24 protein-coding genes and 2 pseudogenes are annotated in these 19,059 nt (G+C 32.8%); 1 reads left to right on the forward strand and 25 read right to left on the reverse strand.

The window, feature by feature from the left end:
• Positions 1-22: 22 nt before the first annotated feature.
• Positions 23-988 (reverse strand): ornithine carbamoyltransferase, encoded by a 966-nt coding sequence (gene argF, locus ACIQYS_RS01480; protein WP_402973785.1) that lies wholly within the window; start codon positions 986-988, stop codon positions 23-25.
• Between the two features lie 277 nt (positions 989-1,265).
• Between argF and ACIQYS_RS01485 the strand changes: the two are divergent.
• A pseudogene (locus tag ACIQYS_RS01485) lies at positions 1,266-1,512 on the forward strand (IS1595 family transposase); the annotation flags it as partial.
• Between the two features lie 470 nt (positions 1,513-1,982).
• Here ACIQYS_RS01485 and ACIQYS_RS01490 read toward each other — a convergent pair.
• The 24 genes and pseudogenes from ACIQYS_RS01490 to ACIQYS_RS01605 all read right to left on the reverse strand — a co-directional run.
• Positions 1,983-2,165, reverse strand: a pseudogene (locus ACIQYS_RS01490) (peptidase M28); the annotation flags it as partial.
• Positions 2,166-2,318: 153 nt separating this feature from the next.
• On the reverse strand, positions 2,319-2,915 hold the full coding sequence (locus ACIQYS_RS01495; protein WP_402973788.1) for a hypothetical protein: 597 nt from the start codon (positions 2,913-2,915) through the stop codon (positions 2,319-2,321).
• An 11-nt stretch (positions 2,916-2,926) separates the two neighbouring features.
• Positions 2,927-3,262 carry a hypothetical protein gene (locus ACIQYS_RS01500; RefSeq protein WP_402973791.1) on the reverse strand — a complete coding sequence of 112 codons (336 nt, stop codon included), beginning with the start codon at positions 3,260-3,262 and terminating at the stop codon, positions 2,927-2,929.
• 1 nt (position 3,263) lies between these two features.
• Complete coding sequence (locus ACIQYS_RS01505; protein ID WP_402973794.1) at positions 3,264-3,470, reverse strand: hemolysin XhlA family protein; 207 nt, start codon at positions 3,468-3,470, stop codon at positions 3,264-3,266.
• An 82-nt stretch (positions 3,471-3,552) separates the two neighbouring features.
• Positions 3,553-3,777, reverse strand: a complete 225-nt coding sequence (locus ACIQYS_RS01510; RefSeq protein WP_402973797.1) for a hypothetical protein — start codon at positions 3,775-3,777, stop codon at positions 3,553-3,555.
• Between the two features lie 27 nt (positions 3,778-3,804).
• Positions 3,805-4,218 (reverse strand): hypothetical protein, encoded by a 414-nt coding sequence (locus tag ACIQYS_RS01515; RefSeq protein ID WP_402973800.1) that lies wholly within the window; start codon positions 4,216-4,218, stop codon positions 3,805-3,807.
• Positions 4,219-4,282: 64 nt separating this feature from the next.
• Entirely contained in the window at positions 4,283-4,687 is a 405-nt protein-coding gene (locus ACIQYS_RS01520; RefSeq protein WP_402973803.1) for a hypothetical protein, read from the reverse strand.
• Between the two features lie 178 nt (positions 4,688-4,865).
• Entirely contained in the window at positions 4,866-5,330 is a 465-nt protein-coding gene (locus ACIQYS_RS01525; RefSeq protein WP_402973806.1) for a hypothetical protein, read from the reverse strand.
• 599 nt (positions 5,331-5,929) lie between these two features.
• Complete coding sequence (locus ACIQYS_RS01530; protein WP_402973809.1) at positions 5,930-7,258, reverse strand: phage portal protein; 1,329 nt, start codon at positions 7,256-7,258, stop codon at positions 5,930-5,932.
• Positions 7,259-7,279: 21 nt separating this feature from the next.
• On the reverse strand, positions 7,280-8,887 hold the full coding sequence (locus ACIQYS_RS01535) for a terminase large subunit domain-containing protein (protein WP_402973812.1): 1,608 nt from the start codon (positions 8,885-8,887) through the stop codon (positions 7,280-7,282).
• 3 nt (positions 8,888-8,890) lie between these two features.
• Positions 8,891-9,274 (reverse strand): hypothetical protein, encoded by a 384-nt coding sequence (locus ACIQYS_RS01540; protein WP_402973815.1) that lies wholly within the window; start codon positions 9,272-9,274, stop codon positions 8,891-8,893.
• A gap of 112 nt (positions 9,275-9,386) precedes the next feature.
• Positions 9,387-10,130, reverse strand: coding sequence for a hypothetical protein (locus ACIQYS_RS01545; protein WP_402973818.1), 744 nt, complete (start codon positions 10,128-10,130; stop codon positions 9,387-9,389).
• A gap of 225 nt (positions 10,131-10,355) precedes the next feature.
• Positions 10,356-10,535, reverse strand: a complete 180-nt coding sequence (locus tag ACIQYS_RS01550) for a hypothetical protein (RefSeq protein ID WP_402973820.1) — start codon at positions 10,533-10,535, stop codon at positions 10,356-10,358.
• The gene (locus tag ACIQYS_RS01555) at positions 10,532-11,380 is read right to left on the reverse strand and encodes a hypothetical protein (protein WP_402973823.1); all 849 of its coding nucleotides are present in this window, start codon (positions 11,378-11,380) and stop codon (positions 10,532-10,534) included. The genes ACIQYS_RS01550 and ACIQYS_RS01555 overlap by 4 nt, the downstream gene beginning before the upstream one ends.
• 204 nt (positions 11,381-11,584) lie before the next feature.
• Positions 11,585-11,755, reverse strand: coding sequence for a helix-turn-helix domain-containing protein (locus ACIQYS_RS01560; RefSeq protein WP_402973826.1), 171 nt, complete (start codon positions 11,753-11,755; stop codon positions 11,585-11,587).
• A gap of 90 nt (positions 11,756-11,845) precedes the next feature.
• A complete protein-coding gene (locus tag ACIQYS_RS01565; RefSeq protein ID WP_402973829.1) occupies positions 11,846-12,715 on the reverse strand; it encodes an SU10 major capsid protein in 870 nt (289 codons plus the stop codon).
• 61 nt (positions 12,716-12,776) lie between these two features.
• Complete coding sequence (locus ACIQYS_RS01570; protein WP_402973832.1) at positions 12,777-13,226, reverse strand: hypothetical protein; 450 nt, start codon at positions 13,224-13,226, stop codon at positions 12,777-12,779.
• Between the two features lie 15 nt (positions 13,227-13,241).
• On the reverse strand, positions 13,242-13,505 hold the full coding sequence (locus tag ACIQYS_RS01575; protein WP_402973835.1) for a hypothetical protein: 264 nt from the start codon (positions 13,503-13,505) through the stop codon (positions 13,242-13,244).
• Positions 13,506-14,768, reverse strand: coding sequence for a GLUG motif-containing protein (locus ACIQYS_RS01580; protein WP_402973837.1), 1,263 nt, complete (start codon positions 14,766-14,768; stop codon positions 13,506-13,508). It lies immediately after the preceding gene.
• Positions 14,769-14,777: 9 nt separating this feature from the next.
• On the reverse strand, positions 14,778-15,122 hold the full coding sequence (locus ACIQYS_RS01585; RefSeq protein ID WP_402973840.1) for a hypothetical protein: 345 nt from the start codon (positions 15,120-15,122) through the stop codon (positions 14,778-14,780).
• 248 nt (positions 15,123-15,370) lie between these two features.
• A complete protein-coding gene (locus ACIQYS_RS01590) occupies positions 15,371-16,369 on the reverse strand; it encodes a hypothetical protein (protein WP_402973842.1) in 999 nt (332 codons plus the stop codon).
• A gap of 274 nt (positions 16,370-16,643) precedes the next feature.
• Entirely contained in the window at positions 16,644-16,985 is a 342-nt protein-coding gene (locus ACIQYS_RS01595; protein ID WP_402973845.1) for a hypothetical protein, read from the reverse strand.
• Between the two features lie 116 nt (positions 16,986-17,101).
• The gene (locus tag ACIQYS_RS01600) at positions 17,102-17,278 is read right to left on the reverse strand and encodes a hypothetical protein (protein ID WP_402973848.1); all 177 of its coding nucleotides are present in this window, start codon (positions 17,276-17,278) and stop codon (positions 17,102-17,104) included.
• Positions 17,279-17,908: 630 nt separating this feature from the next.
• The gene (locus ACIQYS_RS01605; RefSeq protein WP_402973850.1) at positions 17,909-18,934 is read right to left on the reverse strand and encodes a tyrosine-type recombinase/integrase; all 1,026 of its coding nucleotides are present in this window, start codon (positions 18,932-18,934) and stop codon (positions 17,909-17,911) included.
• Between the last annotated feature and the right edge of the window lie 125 nt (positions 18,935-19,059).

A 19,059-nucleotide genomic window follows, 5' to 3' on the forward strand; every position in this document is an offset into this window, starting at 1 on the left:
TGCATTCACATTCTGTTGTTCATTAAGCCATTAGCGATGCAAGGACCGCTTTTTGTGCGTGCAAACGATTTTCTGCTTGTTGGAAAATGTATGAGTTCGGTCCATCAATGACAGAAGTAGCTACTTCTTCTTCACGATGAGCAGGTAGGCAATGTAAGAATATATAATCATTCTTCGCATTTGCCACAAGTGCATCATTGATTTGGAAGTCTTTGAAGTCTGCTAAACGTTTCTGCGTTTCCTCTTCTTGCCCCATAGATGTCCAAACATCTGTATAAATAACATCTGCATTCACAGCAGCTTCAACTGGATCATTCGATACGAATAACGAACCACCATTTTCTAAAGCAATTCCTTTTGCTTTTTCAATAATGTCTTCATTTGCTTCATATCCAACTGGAGTTGCAACTGCAATATGCATTCCCATATACGCAGAAGCTATAACTAAGGAGTGTGCCACATTATTCCCATCCCCGATATACGCAATTTTTAAACCTTCCGTATATCCCTTCACTTCATGAATCGTTAAAATGTCCGCAAGCGCTTGGCAAGGATGATATATATCTGTTAATCCATTAATGACAGGAATACTCGCATGCTCTGCCAATTCTTTCACCATTTCATGTGAATTCGCACGAATCATAATGCCATCTAAATAACCAGATAATACATGCCCCGTATCATAAACTGATTCCCCGCGACCGATTTGTAAATCACGCGAATGCATAAACATACCGTTTCCACCTAATTGTTTCATACCTACTTCAAACGATATTCTAGTTCGTGTAGAATGTTTTTCAAAAATCATTCCTAATGTTTTACCTTCTAAAAGTGGAGGGCACTTCCCCGCCTTTGTTAGCTTTTTCAAATCAACTGCAAGCTGAATTAAATCTACTATCTCCTCTTTTGAGTAATCAAAAAGCGTTAATAAGTCCTTTCCTTTTAAACTATCGACAACTTTTAAGTTCGCCCATTCTAAAAGCTTCATTTATAAAAACTCCTTTTTACGTATATTTATGTAATGCTAATTATAAATATGAATAAACATAAAGTCAACCGGGTATTTATGCAAAATTAAAAAAAGTGCAACAAGTTGTCCGCTGGTTGGTTTCCACTCCAAACAACACACAGTTCCTAGTTTGCTTTCTTGACCATACTATTAAAGGCTAGATTTAATGCTGTTCAAAGAGGCGTTCGATATATGGTTGGATGTGTATGAAAATGCAAATGAACTTACACAAGAAGCTTACACAATAAGAGCAACTAGAGAGATTTCAGACCAAAAAATAGCGGTTGTCGTTGCCAAGATCGCAACCATAATAAAATCGCTCTGAAGGTTGGAGTCGTGTTACAGTTAGAGGAAATAGATAGAACTATTGGGAAGTATATCAGCGAAAGACAGAAGCAACGTATAAAAAAAGGAATTTTTTAAGGTGTTTCAACCAAATATTTGGACACTATCTTTATTGGTTCCGATGGCTGGAATTAGATAAGCATTTGTCATTTGAAAAATAAGTTGAGCAAATGCTTATTTCTGTGTGCCAGAATCCAAATTACTAAACAGTTAACTTCTTAAAGTTTACTGTTTTAATTGATTGCCGTGAAAAACTTTGATAACAAAATCACGCTCTGGAACCTGCAATAATTCATATGACTCTAAGAACTTGGTGTTATCGTAAGAGACATCTTCTAAACTGACAATAATCTTGTCCTTTTCTATTTCTACTATCGAATATAGAGCAATTGGTATTGAATTGCATCCTAAAGAACCTGGATTTAAAAAGATGGTATTATCACTCTCGAAAAAATGAAGTGGATGATGATGCCCAAAACAACCTAAATATAAAATGAATCAATTGCAATAATGGAAAATTATATATAGAAATCCGAACAAGGTGGATTTCCGTTACAGGCGTACGCTTTCCGCTTTAACTAAAAAATGCCTAGAAAAGCATTCATTTTGCTCTTCTAGACATTTCGTATTAATCAAACGTAATTTTGTTAACTGCATCTCTATCTAATTTCTTGATTACTTCTACAACCAATTTAACTGTATTTTCATAATCATCACGGTGAAGAATTCCTGCATGCGAGTGAATATAACGAGTTGCGATTCCTATGGACAATGCAGGGACTCCGTTAAGTGAAATATGCATAGAACCTGCAGTGGATTACTGTGAGTAAAATTAATTTTGACCGTGCAAGTTAAGGGTTTAACTGTGTTTATTCGATTTCCAGTTATAAGACAAATTCCGAACTTAGATATTAACTACTTTCTACACCCAATTATAATGAAAGTTTTTCCATTGTCAACTAAATTAATAAGGTGAAGTCGAACCTGTTTTAATAAATAATATTCCTAGTATTCCTTCATTCGATTTTTCATGTAAAGTGACTTTTACATTTACCCCTTTAATATCGTAAATATTGTTGACTTTAAACTGCTCTCTGTTTTTCGCATTGTCCTGTACATCTATAAAAAATGCAACTTCCATCATATTAATTGAAAATGCTTGGTCTAATTTTCTATCCCATTCTTTCATTACTCCATGTAAATGGTATGGCTCTGAATAAACATCTTCGTAAATCGGTCTGCCATTGTTAGGATCATGTCCAATAAGCTCTTTACCGATTAAATCCCTCACAGTGAAATAATAATTGCAACTGGTCATAGTAGCACGATATTTATTATGCCGTTTCGTTTTGACCTCCTCAGTGACTAAATAAGTATGCCCTCTATGTTCCACAAGGTCACCACGATTAAAAGGTTGTAATGATGATATATGACGATTTTCCGCCATGCCTAAATATGCAGTTGTTATATATGCTAGTTGAGGATTTCCATTAATCAATACTGTTTCTGAAATATGACTTAAAGCATCATCAAGCAGTTTAGCGTTAGTTAAATAATTCATCTTCTCTCACCTCACAAATACAACATAAAAATATCAGAATTAGATGATTGATCCGTTTTCATCTGTCTAATTGTTTTATACATTTGGTCAATACGTGACTGCAAGTTTTCATGAAATTGAGAAACGCTCATATCGTCCATTTTAATGTTCTTCATTAGCTCAGGATTATTTGCCACTAATTCCAATACCGATAACGCAGTTTGATAAATTGCTTTCTTATTGTTTAATGAAGTTGCGTTGTATTCATCATGTGGCTTTAATCCATTCTCCTGTAGGTAAATGATTAGTTCCTGTTGGTCTAATTCAATCCCCTTAGTTTCCATCTGTAAGCGTTGAATATTATTCATTTTAAATACCTCCTAATTTTATAACTGCAATAATAGCAGCGATGACTATACCGATAATTACACTTGTAACAGTACGTCTTAACCACCTTGTATCATCTTTGATTGAGCTTATATCCTCTTTTACATCTTTGATATTTGATTCAGCAACTGCAAGGCGAGTTTTAACATCTACCATATCAGTTTCAAGTTTTACTACTCTGTGTTCCATGTAGACACCCCCTATGGTGTTAAATTTGGGCAACTAAAAAAGCCACATCTATTAGAATTAGATGTGGCTTACTAAATGAAGATTATTTATTTTCTTTCAAATATATTTGTACCGCAATTGCTCTAGTATTCTCTAAGAACATGAAAGTTTTTTCTGATACTTCACGCCAAGCACCATCGACTTCAACATGAACTTTATCTCCTACATTTGGAATAATAGCCGAAATAGTATCATTAATACTATAAGTCATTATTGCATCACCGTTAGGTTCAAGGAACGATATTGTAATATGCTCTAAAACTGCCATATTCATTCACCTCAGTTCTTTCATAATTTAAATTGACTTATATATAGAAAGAATGTTTTCAGCATATCTTTCACACCAATCGTCATTACTATCAGTTACACTATTAAAATTTAATGAATCTCCATTTTCCAAATCTATTCTCAATTCTACTGGTTCATAAGTACTTCTGTGTAAAGTAATGCTTTTCCTCTTAACTTTATTAGTGTATTGCGTAATATTAAATGGATAGACATAGTATACTTTATCCATTGTAAATTTAACCTGCACTATTTCTTCTTTGAAGAAGTAAAACAATTCCGTTTCATTTTTGTTAAGTAAATTTTTCACATAAAACTCGAATGGTTTATCTGCATATAGTTCCTTAATCTTCTCATGAGCAACAAGGAATAAAGGTTGTAAACTATTTTGCGATAATCTTTCTTCAAATGTTTCTAATTTCATTTAATCCACCTCCCTTTTATCTACTCAATTCGACAAACAGGAGGAATAATCCTTTTATGGAAAGTTAATTTGATTCATTAATAGAGACAACTTTTCCATCCTTAAAATGAATATAGTTATTTTCGGGATACACCCACATTTCTGTTGTGCCACTTGCGGTTGTAGATTTTGTTTGATCGTTAGGATAACCCCATGAGGAATCATATACTTGTTGAGCAGTCATTCCTATTTTGGGTTCATATGAAGTTAAGACAATTGGTTGCTTAGTTGATGTTGGTATTGAATTAGATTTCTCCACTTCTGCATTTTCGATAATAGTATTATATTCTTTTAATCTGTCCAAATCTTTTTCTACTTCTTCATCAAATGCTTTTTGTTCCTGTGAATATGAATAATATTCCACCCCAAAAACTACTAATAATACTACAACTGCCAAAATAGCAATTATCGTTGAAACATTAAATTTCATTTCTATCCCCACACCCCTGTGAATATATTTACGTCCATAGTACCATGAGGATATTATTAAATGATAGATGATAAAAGGTAATATATTTGATTATTCAAATTATTATTTCAACTAAAGAAAAACACCCTCAAATTTAATGAGAGTGTCACACATTTTTACTTTCCAGCTCTAATTATCTTTATAAAGATACTTCGTCATATGGTAAGTTAAGGTTTTTCCTCTTTTGATTGTATACTACCCTAACATGATTAAATAACTTTCTATCATCATCTGCAAATTTATCATAGTCATGAGGGTATGATTGGTTTCTACCTATATGAGCCAAATCCTCTAAATAACCATAAGTGATTCTATCTAATTCTGTATCTACTAATTGAGGATTATCATCGATTATCTTTCTAATCCTTTCTAATTGACCAACGTCTACTCCCTCATACCCGTCACCTGGAATAATATGCTCTGATAAAATTTTCAATATTGGTGTATATATATCTTGGAGGATTATTTTATCATTTTCTTTTATTTCTTGTAGTTTTCTATCCTTAACTCTTTTGTGCTCAAAGTATAATTGGATTATAAAATTCATAATTGCAGATACTATTGCTGCAATTACACTCGCAGTTAATATTGTTCCCCAATTCATTATCTTCACTTCTCCTTAAAATAAAATATATCTAAATTTTACCATGAGAAAAGAATTTTTAAATAGGATTAGACATAAATTAATTTTATGGGCGTGAAAAAATTGATATGGTAGGCGGTTGATTTCATGATTAGGGGTATCACATAAACTTTTATCCAATTAAATACAGGAAGGGATTAGAACCACGGTTCTACTCTCACCTAAACGTTGATTTAAAGCCATTGTTCTATAATGACTATTATAACACCGTACAGATTATCAATTAAAATCAAATTTTTATCAAATTATAGATAGATAATTGTTTATTAGTTGTTTCTGAATCCACTGTAATTATTCCCCATATCGTATTGTTAATTAAATGGTAAACCAAAAAAATCTCAGTTATAAACTGGATTCAATTTTTTAATAACATATACGAACATTCATTCTTATATAACAGTGAAAAATTTTTGATATATTCACTATCACCCTCTCCCCTTGATACGTCTACATTTTGACTAAATTATTTCATACTCAAACTATTTTATTATACTGAATACTTATACTATGTTATCAACAAGATATACACATTTATTTCATTATTCGTTATATTTATTCACTCAACTATTTACGTCAAGTTCACGTTGAACCTTACCTACTTCAATTTTATTTCCCTCACTACTCAATCTTTCCATTTCTTGTCCTACATCCGATACCATAGGAGACAACTCTAATAAGCTCTCCATACTCAATGCTCCCATCTCACGTAACACTTTAAGGTTGCTAATCACTTCTGCATTATTGCTAGGCATATCATACGTGAACATCACATCAAATGTCGCCCATGCTTTATCATTAATGTTTACACCTTTATAACTTAGCAATTCTCTAATTTTATCCCATCTCTCATAGAATCCTTTACGTAAACATTGCTCATTCATTCCTGCTTTTACACTAGCTAATGAGAATAATAACCTTACAGATTGCTCAGATACGTTACTAATTTCTGCCCTTCCCATTGAAACCGATGGTGTCATACTAACATCGAGTAATGACTGATATAATTGTGTATAGAGAATATCAAATGCTTTAGCGTCAATTGTTGCTGATTCAAAGCTAAATGCTCCACCATCATCAAGTTGTATCCCCGCCCCGACAATATTTTCAGGAATAGACCCTTTTAACTGTTGCCCAACTATTACTGGAACTGGATTAATCATTTTGTACAGCCCATCGACTGTTTTCGAAATTAAATCCTCCATATTATCCAGTATTACCATAAAATCATCCAGTTGAGATTTACCCTCCGTTTGACTGTGTTCATTTGTAGATACATACGCAACTGGCAATCCAGTCAAGTTAGCAAACTGTGAAGTCATTTGTAATGATCCACCTTCATTAGTCCACTCTTGAACCTTCTCATCGTCATATACAACATAGTAGCTAATGCCATCAAATACATAGCTCTCAATGAATCCAATCATCTCATTATGTTGATTGTATACTGGAAATCCTTCATCACTATTGATAACCTTTGATGTGATATACCCCTTCTTATCCATGTATACATATTCGTATACGTTCCCATATTTCAACAATCTATCAAGTATAGCTATATTCTTTTCATTAAATTTACCGAGCTTATTAACCACTTGGAATTCTTCTACCATCTTTTCTTTTCCAGTAATCTGTACAGGATTCTTTAATAAAAATTGCGTCTGAAATGCTAGTATCGTTTTTGCCATGTTTAATACAATCTTACGTGGTTCTACCAATTGACCGTTATATTGATAGTTTGGTCGATTTAAAATATTATGATGTCCTTCTAAATAATCCTTTTTATTCTGTACGTTTAGCACTCTTGATGTATTGTGATATGATGCTACCTCGTCCATGAACCATCCTGTTTTATTCTTATATTTAACCTTGATGTATTGTTGTAAATTCATTTAATCAATCCTTTCTGTTTATCAATCCACATACCATTTGCCTGCCTTCATGCCTTGTACACATAAAGCAGAAGCAATTACGCTATCATCGTGATGCAAATCTGAGTTACCTCTTTTATTTCCCATACGTCCATTTGTTTCTACAAACATCTGCATCTGTTGAAGTGTCGTCTTACATTCGATATTAATTAAATTCTTCTCAAACTGCTCTTTGAAGTCGCTTATCATGATTGCTTTTGTTTTTTCACTTGTTGTAAATCCAAGTTGAAGTTTCTTCTTACCTCGCTCATCAAATATTTTTTGCTTGAATAAATTTAGATACTCATATTCCTGTCTTAATCGCTCAATGACTGGCAATCCGTAACTATTGCGTTCAATTGCAAGGAAAGCGTAATTATAAAATCTGCCTAATTCATTCAAAATTTCTGCAAATAAATAGACGGCAACTTTGTTATGAAAAAAGCTCATAACCTGTTGTCCGTCTGAATCGTATATAGCTAATGTAGAATAGTCGTTTCCGCTGCCACTTGATGTATCTGCCCCACCATAGTATTTCATATTGCGTTTAGGAAGATGATATAAGTCAAGTCCCCGACCAACGTATTTTAAAACGCTCTGTGGGACAATCTCAGACACTTCATTTTTCGATAATGGCTCAATTGTGTTGCTCATTCGTTTTAAAACTTTAGTTTGGTCGAATACAGACCTTCCAGTTGAAATAAAGCTCTCTATTGGATTAGAAGGGAACTCTTGCATGAATTGAGTTTCATCTTCCATATCTTGAATCTTCCATCTTCTCCACATCAATTGCTTTAAATTTGCTCCTGCTTTGTGTAAAACTATTTCATCATCTTCTAAATCATCTAGTGAAAGACGTTTTCCCTTGTTGGTTGCTTTGTACCATATTTCTGCTTCTGCATAATCATATTTGAATTGTTTGGAATAAAGTTTGTGGAAGAAAGGAACAAAGTAATCAACATACTTTGAGTTACCTTTCATAGCTTGCGTGTAGAGTTTGTAGAAGTGGTTGCCTGTTCCGTTGGAGGTTGTTTCTATTGTAAGTTGCGATTGTTCCCCTTTTGCAAGTGATTGTTCAACTGATAATAATTGGGATTCTTGATTCTGATAAAAGGCATATTCAGATAAATGAATGTAAGTGTACGTACTTCCTCGTCCAATACTTTTTGATCCAGCTGTTACGCTTGAAATTCTTGAACCATTTGAGAAAAAAAGCTCTCCCCTGTTGTCACGTTTTACAATCGGAAATACATTAGGAAACTTTTCTCGTGGTATTCCATCATTCATCATTTTGAGCTTATCGAATAAAGCTTTTGCAGAATCACCTTTGTAACTCACTATTAGAATGTTTTCATTTGGTTTAGTCAACGCTCTCCATAATGCCTTACCTAGTACGAACGTACTTATTCCGCTTTGTCTGGCTTTTCCTACACAAATAAAACGATGCTTACTCATAAGGTCGTTGATTTCTTTTTGAGCATCATTGATTTCAAATCGAACTAACTGGTTCTCATTATCCGTAATAAAAATAAAATTCTTTGCAAATAACTCAAAATCATCAAATACCTTTTGAAGTTTATTCTCAGGTTTCTTTGCCGTCTTTGTCGTCATTCATCACAACTCCAAATCATCATATACGTTTTTGGAATACTCTTTAGTCGGTTTTTTACTCTTATACTCTTTATTCATAGCGACAATTTGCTTCTGTATTTCAAAAAGTAACTTGGTTGCCTTTTCGTCTCCGGCTTTTGCTTTCTCAGAAGTCGCTTCATATATGACTTGCATATCTTGTCCGATTTTTGATTGCAATAATAGATTCATTAGGAACTGATATTCCTCGCTCAATTCCCACTTTTCATATGTGAAGAAATCTTTTGCGTTTAATTCCTTTAAAATAGATTCTTCTGTACGTGGATTCCTCATGCCATAATCATTTTTCCACTTGAAGTATAGTTGTTTTTTATATGTTAATTCCTTTAGAGCTTCATTTAAATCCATGTTCATTCCTCCTATTGATTTTCATAATAAAAAGACGATAGCTCGTTATGAACCATCGTCTAGTGTTATTGGTGGTTGTCCACCTTTTACCTATCATGACATAATGTCATATTTAGAATAAATCCGCTACATTTTCCGCTTCTTGCTTTTTCGTCATGATTGTTTTTTCTGTAATCTGAAAAGGTGTAGTGCGATACGCATTTACATTTTGTCTCTTTTGTGGTCTACCATTTAATACTTCATCTTTATAATTACCAATATTTTTATAAACGATTTTTTTCTCTACTGCTTCATTAACTTTTGTTTTTGCAGTTTTATCAGTAACTTGTAGTATTCTCGCCCATCTTTCATAGGAACAATTAAAATTTCCATTACCGCTGCCAATCCATCTCAATGTTGCTACATAGATATAATAATCACTCATTGTCTCGAAAGAATCAAACTTGCTATAGTCAATCTCAGTATGACCCTTTATTGATGAATTACCAAATATTATAATGATTAAATCACTTGGCTTATATTCCTTTGTGATTTCTCCATCATCATTAATAAGTTTATAGTTATTTAGAATCTCTCTTTTACCGTTACAAATTCTAATTACTTTCTTTTCCATTAGGGACAATAATCCTGTTTTAATCAAATCTATGCTTCTTTGCTTGCTTGATCCAAATTCTATTGGTGAAGTTTCATGTAGAAATGTAATGCTCGTTTCTGTGACACCTTCATAATTTTTTTTTCTTAGTAATAGTGAATAAAGATATAATTCTATTTCTGTAAGATGTGTTTCTTCCCCTTCCGTAATCAAACGGTCTGGAATCATAAAAAATGGTTCTCTTGGTTGGCTTCTCATATTCATTTCTTAATTCTCCAATCTCATAGTTATAATAATTCAAACAAGAGGTGTTTTTCTTTATTTAGTGTTTATCTATGAACTGTGTAAAAAATGTATACTTTAAAATACACTAATTACACAACCTATAGAAAAAACTGTATACGATTTAATACACTTTTTACACATCTTTAAAACAAGAATAACACATCTCGGAATTTTTGTATAATATTCAATACACTTTTTACACACTTATTCTTGATTGAACTTGTCCAATGCTTTTTGTAGCTCATCTGTCTTTTTGTAAAGTGTGAATATCTGATTATTCTTGATGCTAATCGCTTTAAACAAATAGTTGATTCCATTCTCTTTCAGATATAAGCTCATTGACTTTGTATAGCAAAAGAAATATTCTTTCGTCATATCGTTCATGCTGATTCTCCTTTCATTGAAATCATGATGGTTCTCATATTGATAAATGCAAAACTGAAAGCACCCTCAATTTGGCTTTGTAACTCGTACGGTTCAATCTTTTTAGTTTTAAATCTAGTAATTGTTTCAAAACTTCCCTGTGGTAAAGCTACTGGAAATCCTAAATGTTCACTAATCCAATTAATATCGAGTTCACGAATTAAGCTATCCTCAGTAAAATATAGTTCACCCTTTTGTTGTCTTGTACCGTACATTTCAATTCCTGTATGCAATAAGTTTTTTCTATAGAAATCATACATTTCCTCTATAGTATGAGCTTCTAATAATTCGACTAGCTCCATCATTTCTAACTGCTCTAGGTAGTTCAAAAATGTAGTTTTAAATCTGTTATCATAGAAACCTTTAAATCCAACATCTGTACATAAAAGAATCATTTTACCTTCATATGATGATGGAAGTGGTAAACCATATAAGCTCCAAATTTGAATTAATGTACTCATCGCAAACTTATCTGTGTAACGTTCCCAGTTACCACCTGTAGCCACATTAATATTTGCTGACTGCTCATTGACATAGCTGTTAGATGTTAAACGTGTTAAATGATTGTCGAAACATAAGCCGTTTTTTAAAGCTATATCTACCCCTATAGAATTTCGAATATCTGTATGATCCAGCTGTGAAATGCTTCTGAAATCATAGAAATAATTTATTTTCAAGCCGAATAAATAATCTAGTAGGCAACAAGAAATTAAACTATCTAAGTCATTCGATAATGTTACGTTTCTATTAAGTGTTTTTATATCGTGAATCCAATTCGGATAAAGTTCTTTAATTTCTTTTTTCATATTGAATGAATATCAATACAGTTTCCTTTAATTTGTTGCTTCCTTTTTCTCAAAGGTTTCTATTAAACCAGTAAAAAAGCCGATTGTATCGACTGCGTACAATTAGAGAAAAAGGAAAGCTATGTTGAGTAATTCATTTGTTCAGCTCCTTCTTATTTGTGATTTTCATTGTGAACATTGCAAATTCGGACACCAGTGTCTGTTTTAATATTGCTCAATATAATCTCGATACTTGCGAACTTTTTCCTTATCCATAGCCACTTGTTGATTTTCAAATCGTGATAATAAGCTAATCGAACAATCCACAAATTCGGCTACCTGTGATAATTTCAGTCGCTTCCTTTTACGCATAATAAAATAATCTGTATCTGTCATAATGACTCCCTTCCTTCCTATGCAAATAGTTGAATTTCTTGTATTAAAAAAGCACCCTCAATTAAGAGAGTGCTTGGTGTTAAATCAAAATTATGGAGTTACAGTTACTACTACTACCGCTTTAGGAGTACCAACCTCTAATGAATATTCTCCAACAATCATACCTTTTTGATTGTCACCATTTTTCCCCAGGACTTCAAAGTGAGCTTCTCTAAGAGCAATTGCACTTAAATAAGAATCATTGAAGAACACTATTTGATTGTCTGGTACATCACGAGAAATAACAATTTGGACATCTGAAAAATTAGTACGAATTTGGTCTACAAGTAAACCGAACTTTGATTCTACGTGTTGATAAGAGTATTTATCTTTGTAAATTTCATCAATTTGATCTTTCAACTCGCTATTAACAAATGCGTAGTAAGTACCACCTTGTAATTTGTTATCCCATAATTTTTTCATAGCGTCTTTAATTAGTTTTTCAGTTACTGCACCAGTATGAGCAATAGCATTGTTAGAATCTGCTTGTGCAATTAAACCTGCCATCTTGCGAATACCTGTAACTGAACCATCATCTTTAATACCATTAATAAGTACAGATTCTAATTTTAATTTAAGTTCGTATAAGCGATCCGCTACCTCAGAACTAAATTTTGTTGATTGCATAGCATTTGCAGTTCCTGAAATTGAAACTGCACGTAAGAAAATTTGTAATGTATTATTTAGAACACGCTTTGTAGATTGTTGGAATGTAGTTACATCTGCACCTTCAACTGCATCTGTCTCACCATCTGTTGCAAATGATTTTTCTTGCCAAGAATGTACTGTATTTAATGCTTTTTTAACGCCCTTCGATAATAGTAAAGATGTAAATGGTGTATCAGAAATGCCCAATACCGCTAATTCTTGTGATAATGAAATGTTTTCTACTTTTGTAAATCCGTTGTTTGATGTAATCATAATTTATATTTCCCCTTTTATTGTTTTAGTTTTTGTGTTTGTATGGTCATAATGACCACACTTATTTCTTACCGAATAAATTTGAAAGTTTAAAGCTAATAGCGTTTTTAACGTCACCATTTTGAATAGCTTGTGAATAAGCATCTTGTGTGCCATTTGAATCTTTCGGCTGATATGAGTTAGCAACCTTAATGTCATTTACAATCTTAGTCAATTTAGCAACCACATTAGTTAAATCCTCTGAGTTATCGACATTAATAACTTCGGCAAATGCTTCAAGTCCATTTTCTTTTAGAACTAAATTTTTCTCTTTAGCGAATAAATCTTTTTCGAGTGATTTCAAAAATTCTTGACGTTCTTGTAAAATTTCTTCTGCAAGTTGTTTAGCTTTATCTAGTTGCTCACCGTTTTCTACTATTTGCTTTCCTACCTCTTCGAGTGTTGAAAGTACCTCTACTTTTTCCACTTCTGAAACTTCTACTTCTTGAATTTCTACTTGTTCTTTTTCCATGCTGATTCTCCTATTCTAGTTAAATTTTACTGTGCATAGCTCTCTTGCAAGAACTGGCAGCGAATTATAAAAACCACTAAATTCATATATGAATGAATCAGTGGCTACATAGTCATATTGATATTTACCTTCTGAAATATTGATAATTTCATCCGTAATTTCTTCTCTAATAGTTTCGTCTGTGTTATAGATTGTTAGTTTTACATTTGTAGGAGTAATGACCTTACCTTCAAAGTCCTTAAAAAATACTAGCAATCGTACTGTATCGTTTTTTAACATTTATATCACCGTCATTTCCGTTCGGTTTAATTTGATTGAAGCAACTGAATAATTATTTCTAGCTTGTGAGCTCGTCGGATTTTCCATTATATAAACACTCGCAAAAACAGGTTTTATTACATCAACTGGAATTTCAATATCCGTAATAATTTGGATAGGTTGAATGTCTGTATTTACTGTCCTTATTGTCCGTATTACTCGACTAGCATTTGATCCGATACCTTCTATATGAGATGTAACTTGATATTCCTTCACATTTGCATTTTGCAAAGTAGCTACATTTGAAACTATCTCATCAATATGTGAAGTGACGTTTTTCGTCAACTGTAGCGTTCGTGTGGCTTCACTATAGACGTTTCCAGTGTGAGATAAAGCAATACTTACCTTACGTTTAGAACGCTCCAAGACACTAGAAATGATGTTTAAATGGCTACTGAGATTGACTGTTACGTCTTGTGAAACTACTGGAACACCAAACACCTTTAATGTCGGATAGTCGTTATTTATATTCCATGTATCTGTAAAATCCCAACCGATAAAAGTTGACTGTGTTTTCATTTGGGAAGTTGACTTCCCATTTATACCTGTTTGCGGTGAAGTAGCTTGACCACTTGTATCTTTATCCCAGTAGCAATTATTAAATGTAACATCTGTATTGTTACGAATAAATCCCGCAAATCCACTTATACCGTTATAAGATGAACCCACCGAATAGGTAACTTTGCCTGTAGAATAGCAATTTGTAATAGTTGAATTACTATCCACCGAACCAACAAATCCACCTCCGTAATAGGAAGTATTAAGATTTACAGGAATGTTTGCATATGAATTTTCTATTAACGTACTATCTACTTTGCCTAATAGTCCTCCACTTTCATCTTGTGAAGTGATTAATCCACCGTTTACATAGCAATTTTTAATGGTAGCATCGTATGAATTACCTATTAAAGCACCCGAAAAACGACTATTTAAGGCGTTAATTGTGACGTTCTCTAACCCTACATTTTGTATAGTTCCGTAAAATACTTGTCCGAATAACCCTAGAAACATTCCTTTTGATTTTGTAATAGTTAAATTTTTTATTTTAAAACCTTTACCGTCAAAATTCCCTGTAAATCCACCTACCCAATTTACTTCATCATAGAAAGCGATAGGTGTAAAATTGAACCCAACCATATCAATATCATTTGCTAACTCATATGATTCTTCGAGGTTAGTACTTATTGCTTGAAGTTGGGAGGGAGTAGAAATTAATGTAACCATTTAATCACCTCAAACTATCTGCGGAACTTGTAGTTTATGGAGGATTGTGAGGGAATCTAGCTCGGAGGAAAATTCAAATGAAGTGAAGATTTCGGTTGCTATAGCAGTACCACCTGTAGCAACATCAAATAAAACCGACTTACCGACTGTTTGACCTTGAAATGTAGCGTCACCTGTAATAACTAGCTTGTATTCAATTTCCTGTGTGCTTCCGTTGCCTGTGATAGTAAGACCATCTGCTGTGCTGAATCGTTTTAGGACTGTCCCGTCTGGTTTTCTAACTTCGAGATACTTCCAGTTAGCGAGAACAAATTCTCTAATTTTTTGATAACCGTAAATATTGATATTAGCCATGCCGTTATGACCACCTTTATATTTAATTTAATTTTGTGCAATAAAAAAAGGACACCGAAAATATCGGCATCCTAAAATGGAGAAAACAAGAATGACAAAAAACTTGTTCTCAAGTAAAACAATATAATGAACGATAGGGGGTAACTACTCCCCTACACTAAAATAATTGAATGATTATTAAAAAATTATTGACTACTTTTTATCCCTACACTTAACCTAATATATACCCAAAAGTGTGACATTTTTATTTATCCTAGTTTAGCAAAGAAATCTTTATCCTTCTTCTCTTGTAATCTTATTAAACGGTGTTTAAACGCTGACTCATTCATTTCTAGCTTATCTGCAAAGTATCGTTTGTTAATATTTAAAATGTCTCCGTCTGCGTTAAATGTAAATGGTGAAGTATTTCGAACATCTATTTCAATCTGTATTAGCTTCTTCAACTTACGATAAAAATTCATTTGATTGTTGGTCAACTTGCCTTCATTTACTCCTAGCATTTTATCAATAATCGTTTGCTTCATTTTCATTCTATCCGTACGAACAATATATTTTTCACCTTTTATTAGATGTACTTTGGTTCCCAGTAACTTTGTTAGTTTTCGATATGTTCTATTTCTAACTGAGATTGAAATAAAACCAATTATCTGTTCAACTGTTTTAGATAGGTCTACTTTTGGAAGTACCTCATATAGTGAATCCAATATTAAAGGTGATATTTCGTCTTGCAGTTTCTTAATGGCACGATTGACAGAAGGAGAAATATTTACATGGTCGCCATAAATCTTTTTAAAATCATACCAACTATCATATGATAAATAAGATTCGACTTCCTTTAGTACACTTTTAGGAATCTTATAAAAATCATCCACATGATAATGATGTCCTAGCGAAGTTAAAACGCTATAAACAAAGTCCTCACCATCAAATTTTGCTTTTTCTAATTGTGATCCTGTATCTAATGCCCACTTCATATTCTTTGCTTTCTTACTGTGACGTGACAACATGACTTTTAAGTTAAATCCAATGCGATACTCAGGTGTATTATCTTTAGTTGTATACTTTGCTCTCCACCGTCTAAAGACCTCTGTACGTTCATCCTCGTACTCTACATCATAAAACTTTGCTTGATGTTCGGTACAAACCATTTGAACATCTACCATATCCGACTGAGCTAGTTTTAATAGCTCCGCTGCTAAATCATATTTCCCCTCTTTGTGTAGCTTTACTTTCTCTATAAATTCCATAATGTGATTCCCCTTTATAATTTTAATTGCCCATTATCAGCATTTCTAATATTTAACTTTATTGTAATTTTACCCCTCACTTCTACTATAGGAACGAAAAACACTTTTATCAACAAGATCAAAAAATAAATTTAATTTGTACTGAAATTGCATTTTATTCGATTCTCAAAATGCCTTGTTTTCCTACGTTTTCAGAGGTCAATAATCGAATAAAAAGTCAATTTTATTCAAATATTTGCATGAAAAAAGGAAGCCATATTAGCTTCCAGTTAGTTTATCTTAAATATTTGTCTATAGTATCGAGTACAGATTCAAAAATCATTCTTCTGCTATAATTCGCTTTGGTTTTGTTCTTTTTGTTAATGGTATACTGACAAACATCACCAGTGTGTAAGACCAAAGCAAATATGGTATACCTTGGGGCATCAATCTCTAATCTATTTTCCTGTATAGAGTAGTTAAGAATGTCACCTATTGATTTTTTAATTTCTAAATATTTTTTTAAAGTATACAATACTTGATCTACTCTAGTTGACTCTTCATCAAGCATTAAAACGAATTCAAGTTCACGCTCATCTTTAATAAACTCACTATAATTTTCTCTGTTAATATTCATTTTATTCCTCCTCATATTTGCGTTTCTTTGACCTTGACTATCTTTGACCTAAATCGAGCATACAACAGAATTTAAAATACACCAAATATTTGTTCACTTTTTCTAAAAAAACTTTTTCACCAATTATTTAGTTGTGAAGTTAGATAGAACCCAACTAGTTTCTCTATACTTGATTCTGTAAAACTTTCAATTATATATTCATTGTTGTGCTTTTCTGCTTTCTTAATCTCATTACCTCTAAACTCCTCTAGCTTTTCTAAATCATTCTCTGATAAGTAAATATTGATTTTCATGTGTGATTCCTCCCTGTTCTTGATTAAATATATTTTGATAAATTAGTAGATTAACGCTTGACGGACGCACCCTCATTTGGCAGATTAGGAAACGCTCTAGGAAATTGGGTGCAAAGGTGTTACCTTTTATCTCACAAACTATTAAAAGTAGGTAAGACAAAAAGTAACAACTGCAAATAGGCGTCATAGTCACGTCTGAGGTTTCTCGTTATGCCCTTGTTTAGTTGTGAAGTTTCCTTCTGCATAGCTCACAACATTATCGTCCGTTGTGTGTGGTAGTCGTTTAGCTTGTCCACTTGCAAATGCTTACCTGTACCGTAATACACCGATAAACCAGCCGTACCGTTTTGGGCGTACTCCCCGATTCATCACAACCGAAAACAAGGAATCGGCTTGACCTGTGATATATCCGTTTTCTGCGATAGACGGCTACTTGACGTTGAGATTATAGAGGTTTAACGGCTTCCCCTCTTGAATTACTCCGAAAAATAGGCGCACTTAAATAAGCATTGCTTTATCTCAATTTTTTTGATAAACTGAGTTTAATCATTTTAGAATCCTTTTCGGAGGTTTCGTATTAAGTTGTGAAGCCGTAGCGATTGCCGTCGCTGCGGTTTCTTTTTTTTGAGCTTATAAAAAACTTCTTAATGTATCCGATACCTCTTCAACATCCAAATCTAAATATTGTGTTGTTACGGCTAAATCAGAATGTCCAAGTGCCTTGCTAATAACGGCAACACTTGCCCCTTTATTCAAAAGTGATTTAGCATATGATCTTCTTATTGCGTGACTCGAAATATTCTTCAATTCGTATTTTTTCGCATATTTATATAGTTGTTTCGCAATAGAATTTGATGGTGACTTGCCGTTTATTGTCCTACCTGTACTTGTTATAAAAACGTAATTATTGTTTTGTTTATAATGTTTTTTAATTATTTCATTTTGTTTTAATAGTTGCTTTAATAGTTCAGATAATTGCTCATCAATAGGCAGTTTTAATGATTTATGACTTTTCATAATATCACCCGACAGAAAAAGCGTATTTGTTGTAAAATCCAAATGTTTTTCTTCGAGTAACCCCAATGTATTACTGCGAATTCCACACCGATATAAGACCAAGATAGCGACTGTATCCCTGAATCCTACAAAAGTTGAAGTGTCTAAAAGTGAAAGTAAAACACTTAAATCGTTCTCGTTAGCACCTTTTTTAATTTTCTTATCTACTTTGATCTGAATCGTTTTCCAAAAGTTAAAATGATACCACCCATTTTCAAAACATTTTCCTAGTATAGCTTTTATAGTTTTTAATCGATTTAATTTTGTTACTTGACTTACACTATTCATCATACTTAACCATTCGTAAATTTTTTCTTTTGTAATTTCATGGAGATACGTTATTTTTACATCTGTTACAAATTTATTAAATTGATAATTGTAATCTGTAATAGTACGTTCTCTCATACCATTTAAAAGCATTTGCTGAGTTATAACTTTTAAAGCCGATTTTACAGGTATGTTTTGTACATTCTGTTGAGGTTGAGAATAATGCGTAAATGGTCTCGGTTGTATTTCCGGTAATGGTTGATTATTCGTATTTGATAATTGAATAAGTGAATTGTTGACATTAACATCAAATATTCCTGTTCTTTTAGTCATGCAAAAAACCCCCTAACGTATTTGTTAGAAGGTAGTTATTATCTAAATTTTAATCGGAATTTTTATAGGAAAAAGAATAGATGGTTCTCCATCCGTTCTTTCCCCCTTTTCTTATTTACCCTTAC

The sequence above is a fragment of the Psychrobacillus sp. NPDC096426 genome (genome assembly GCF_044762745.1).
Lineage (GTDB): Bacteria > Bacillota > Bacilli > Bacillales_A > Planococcaceae > Psychrobacillus.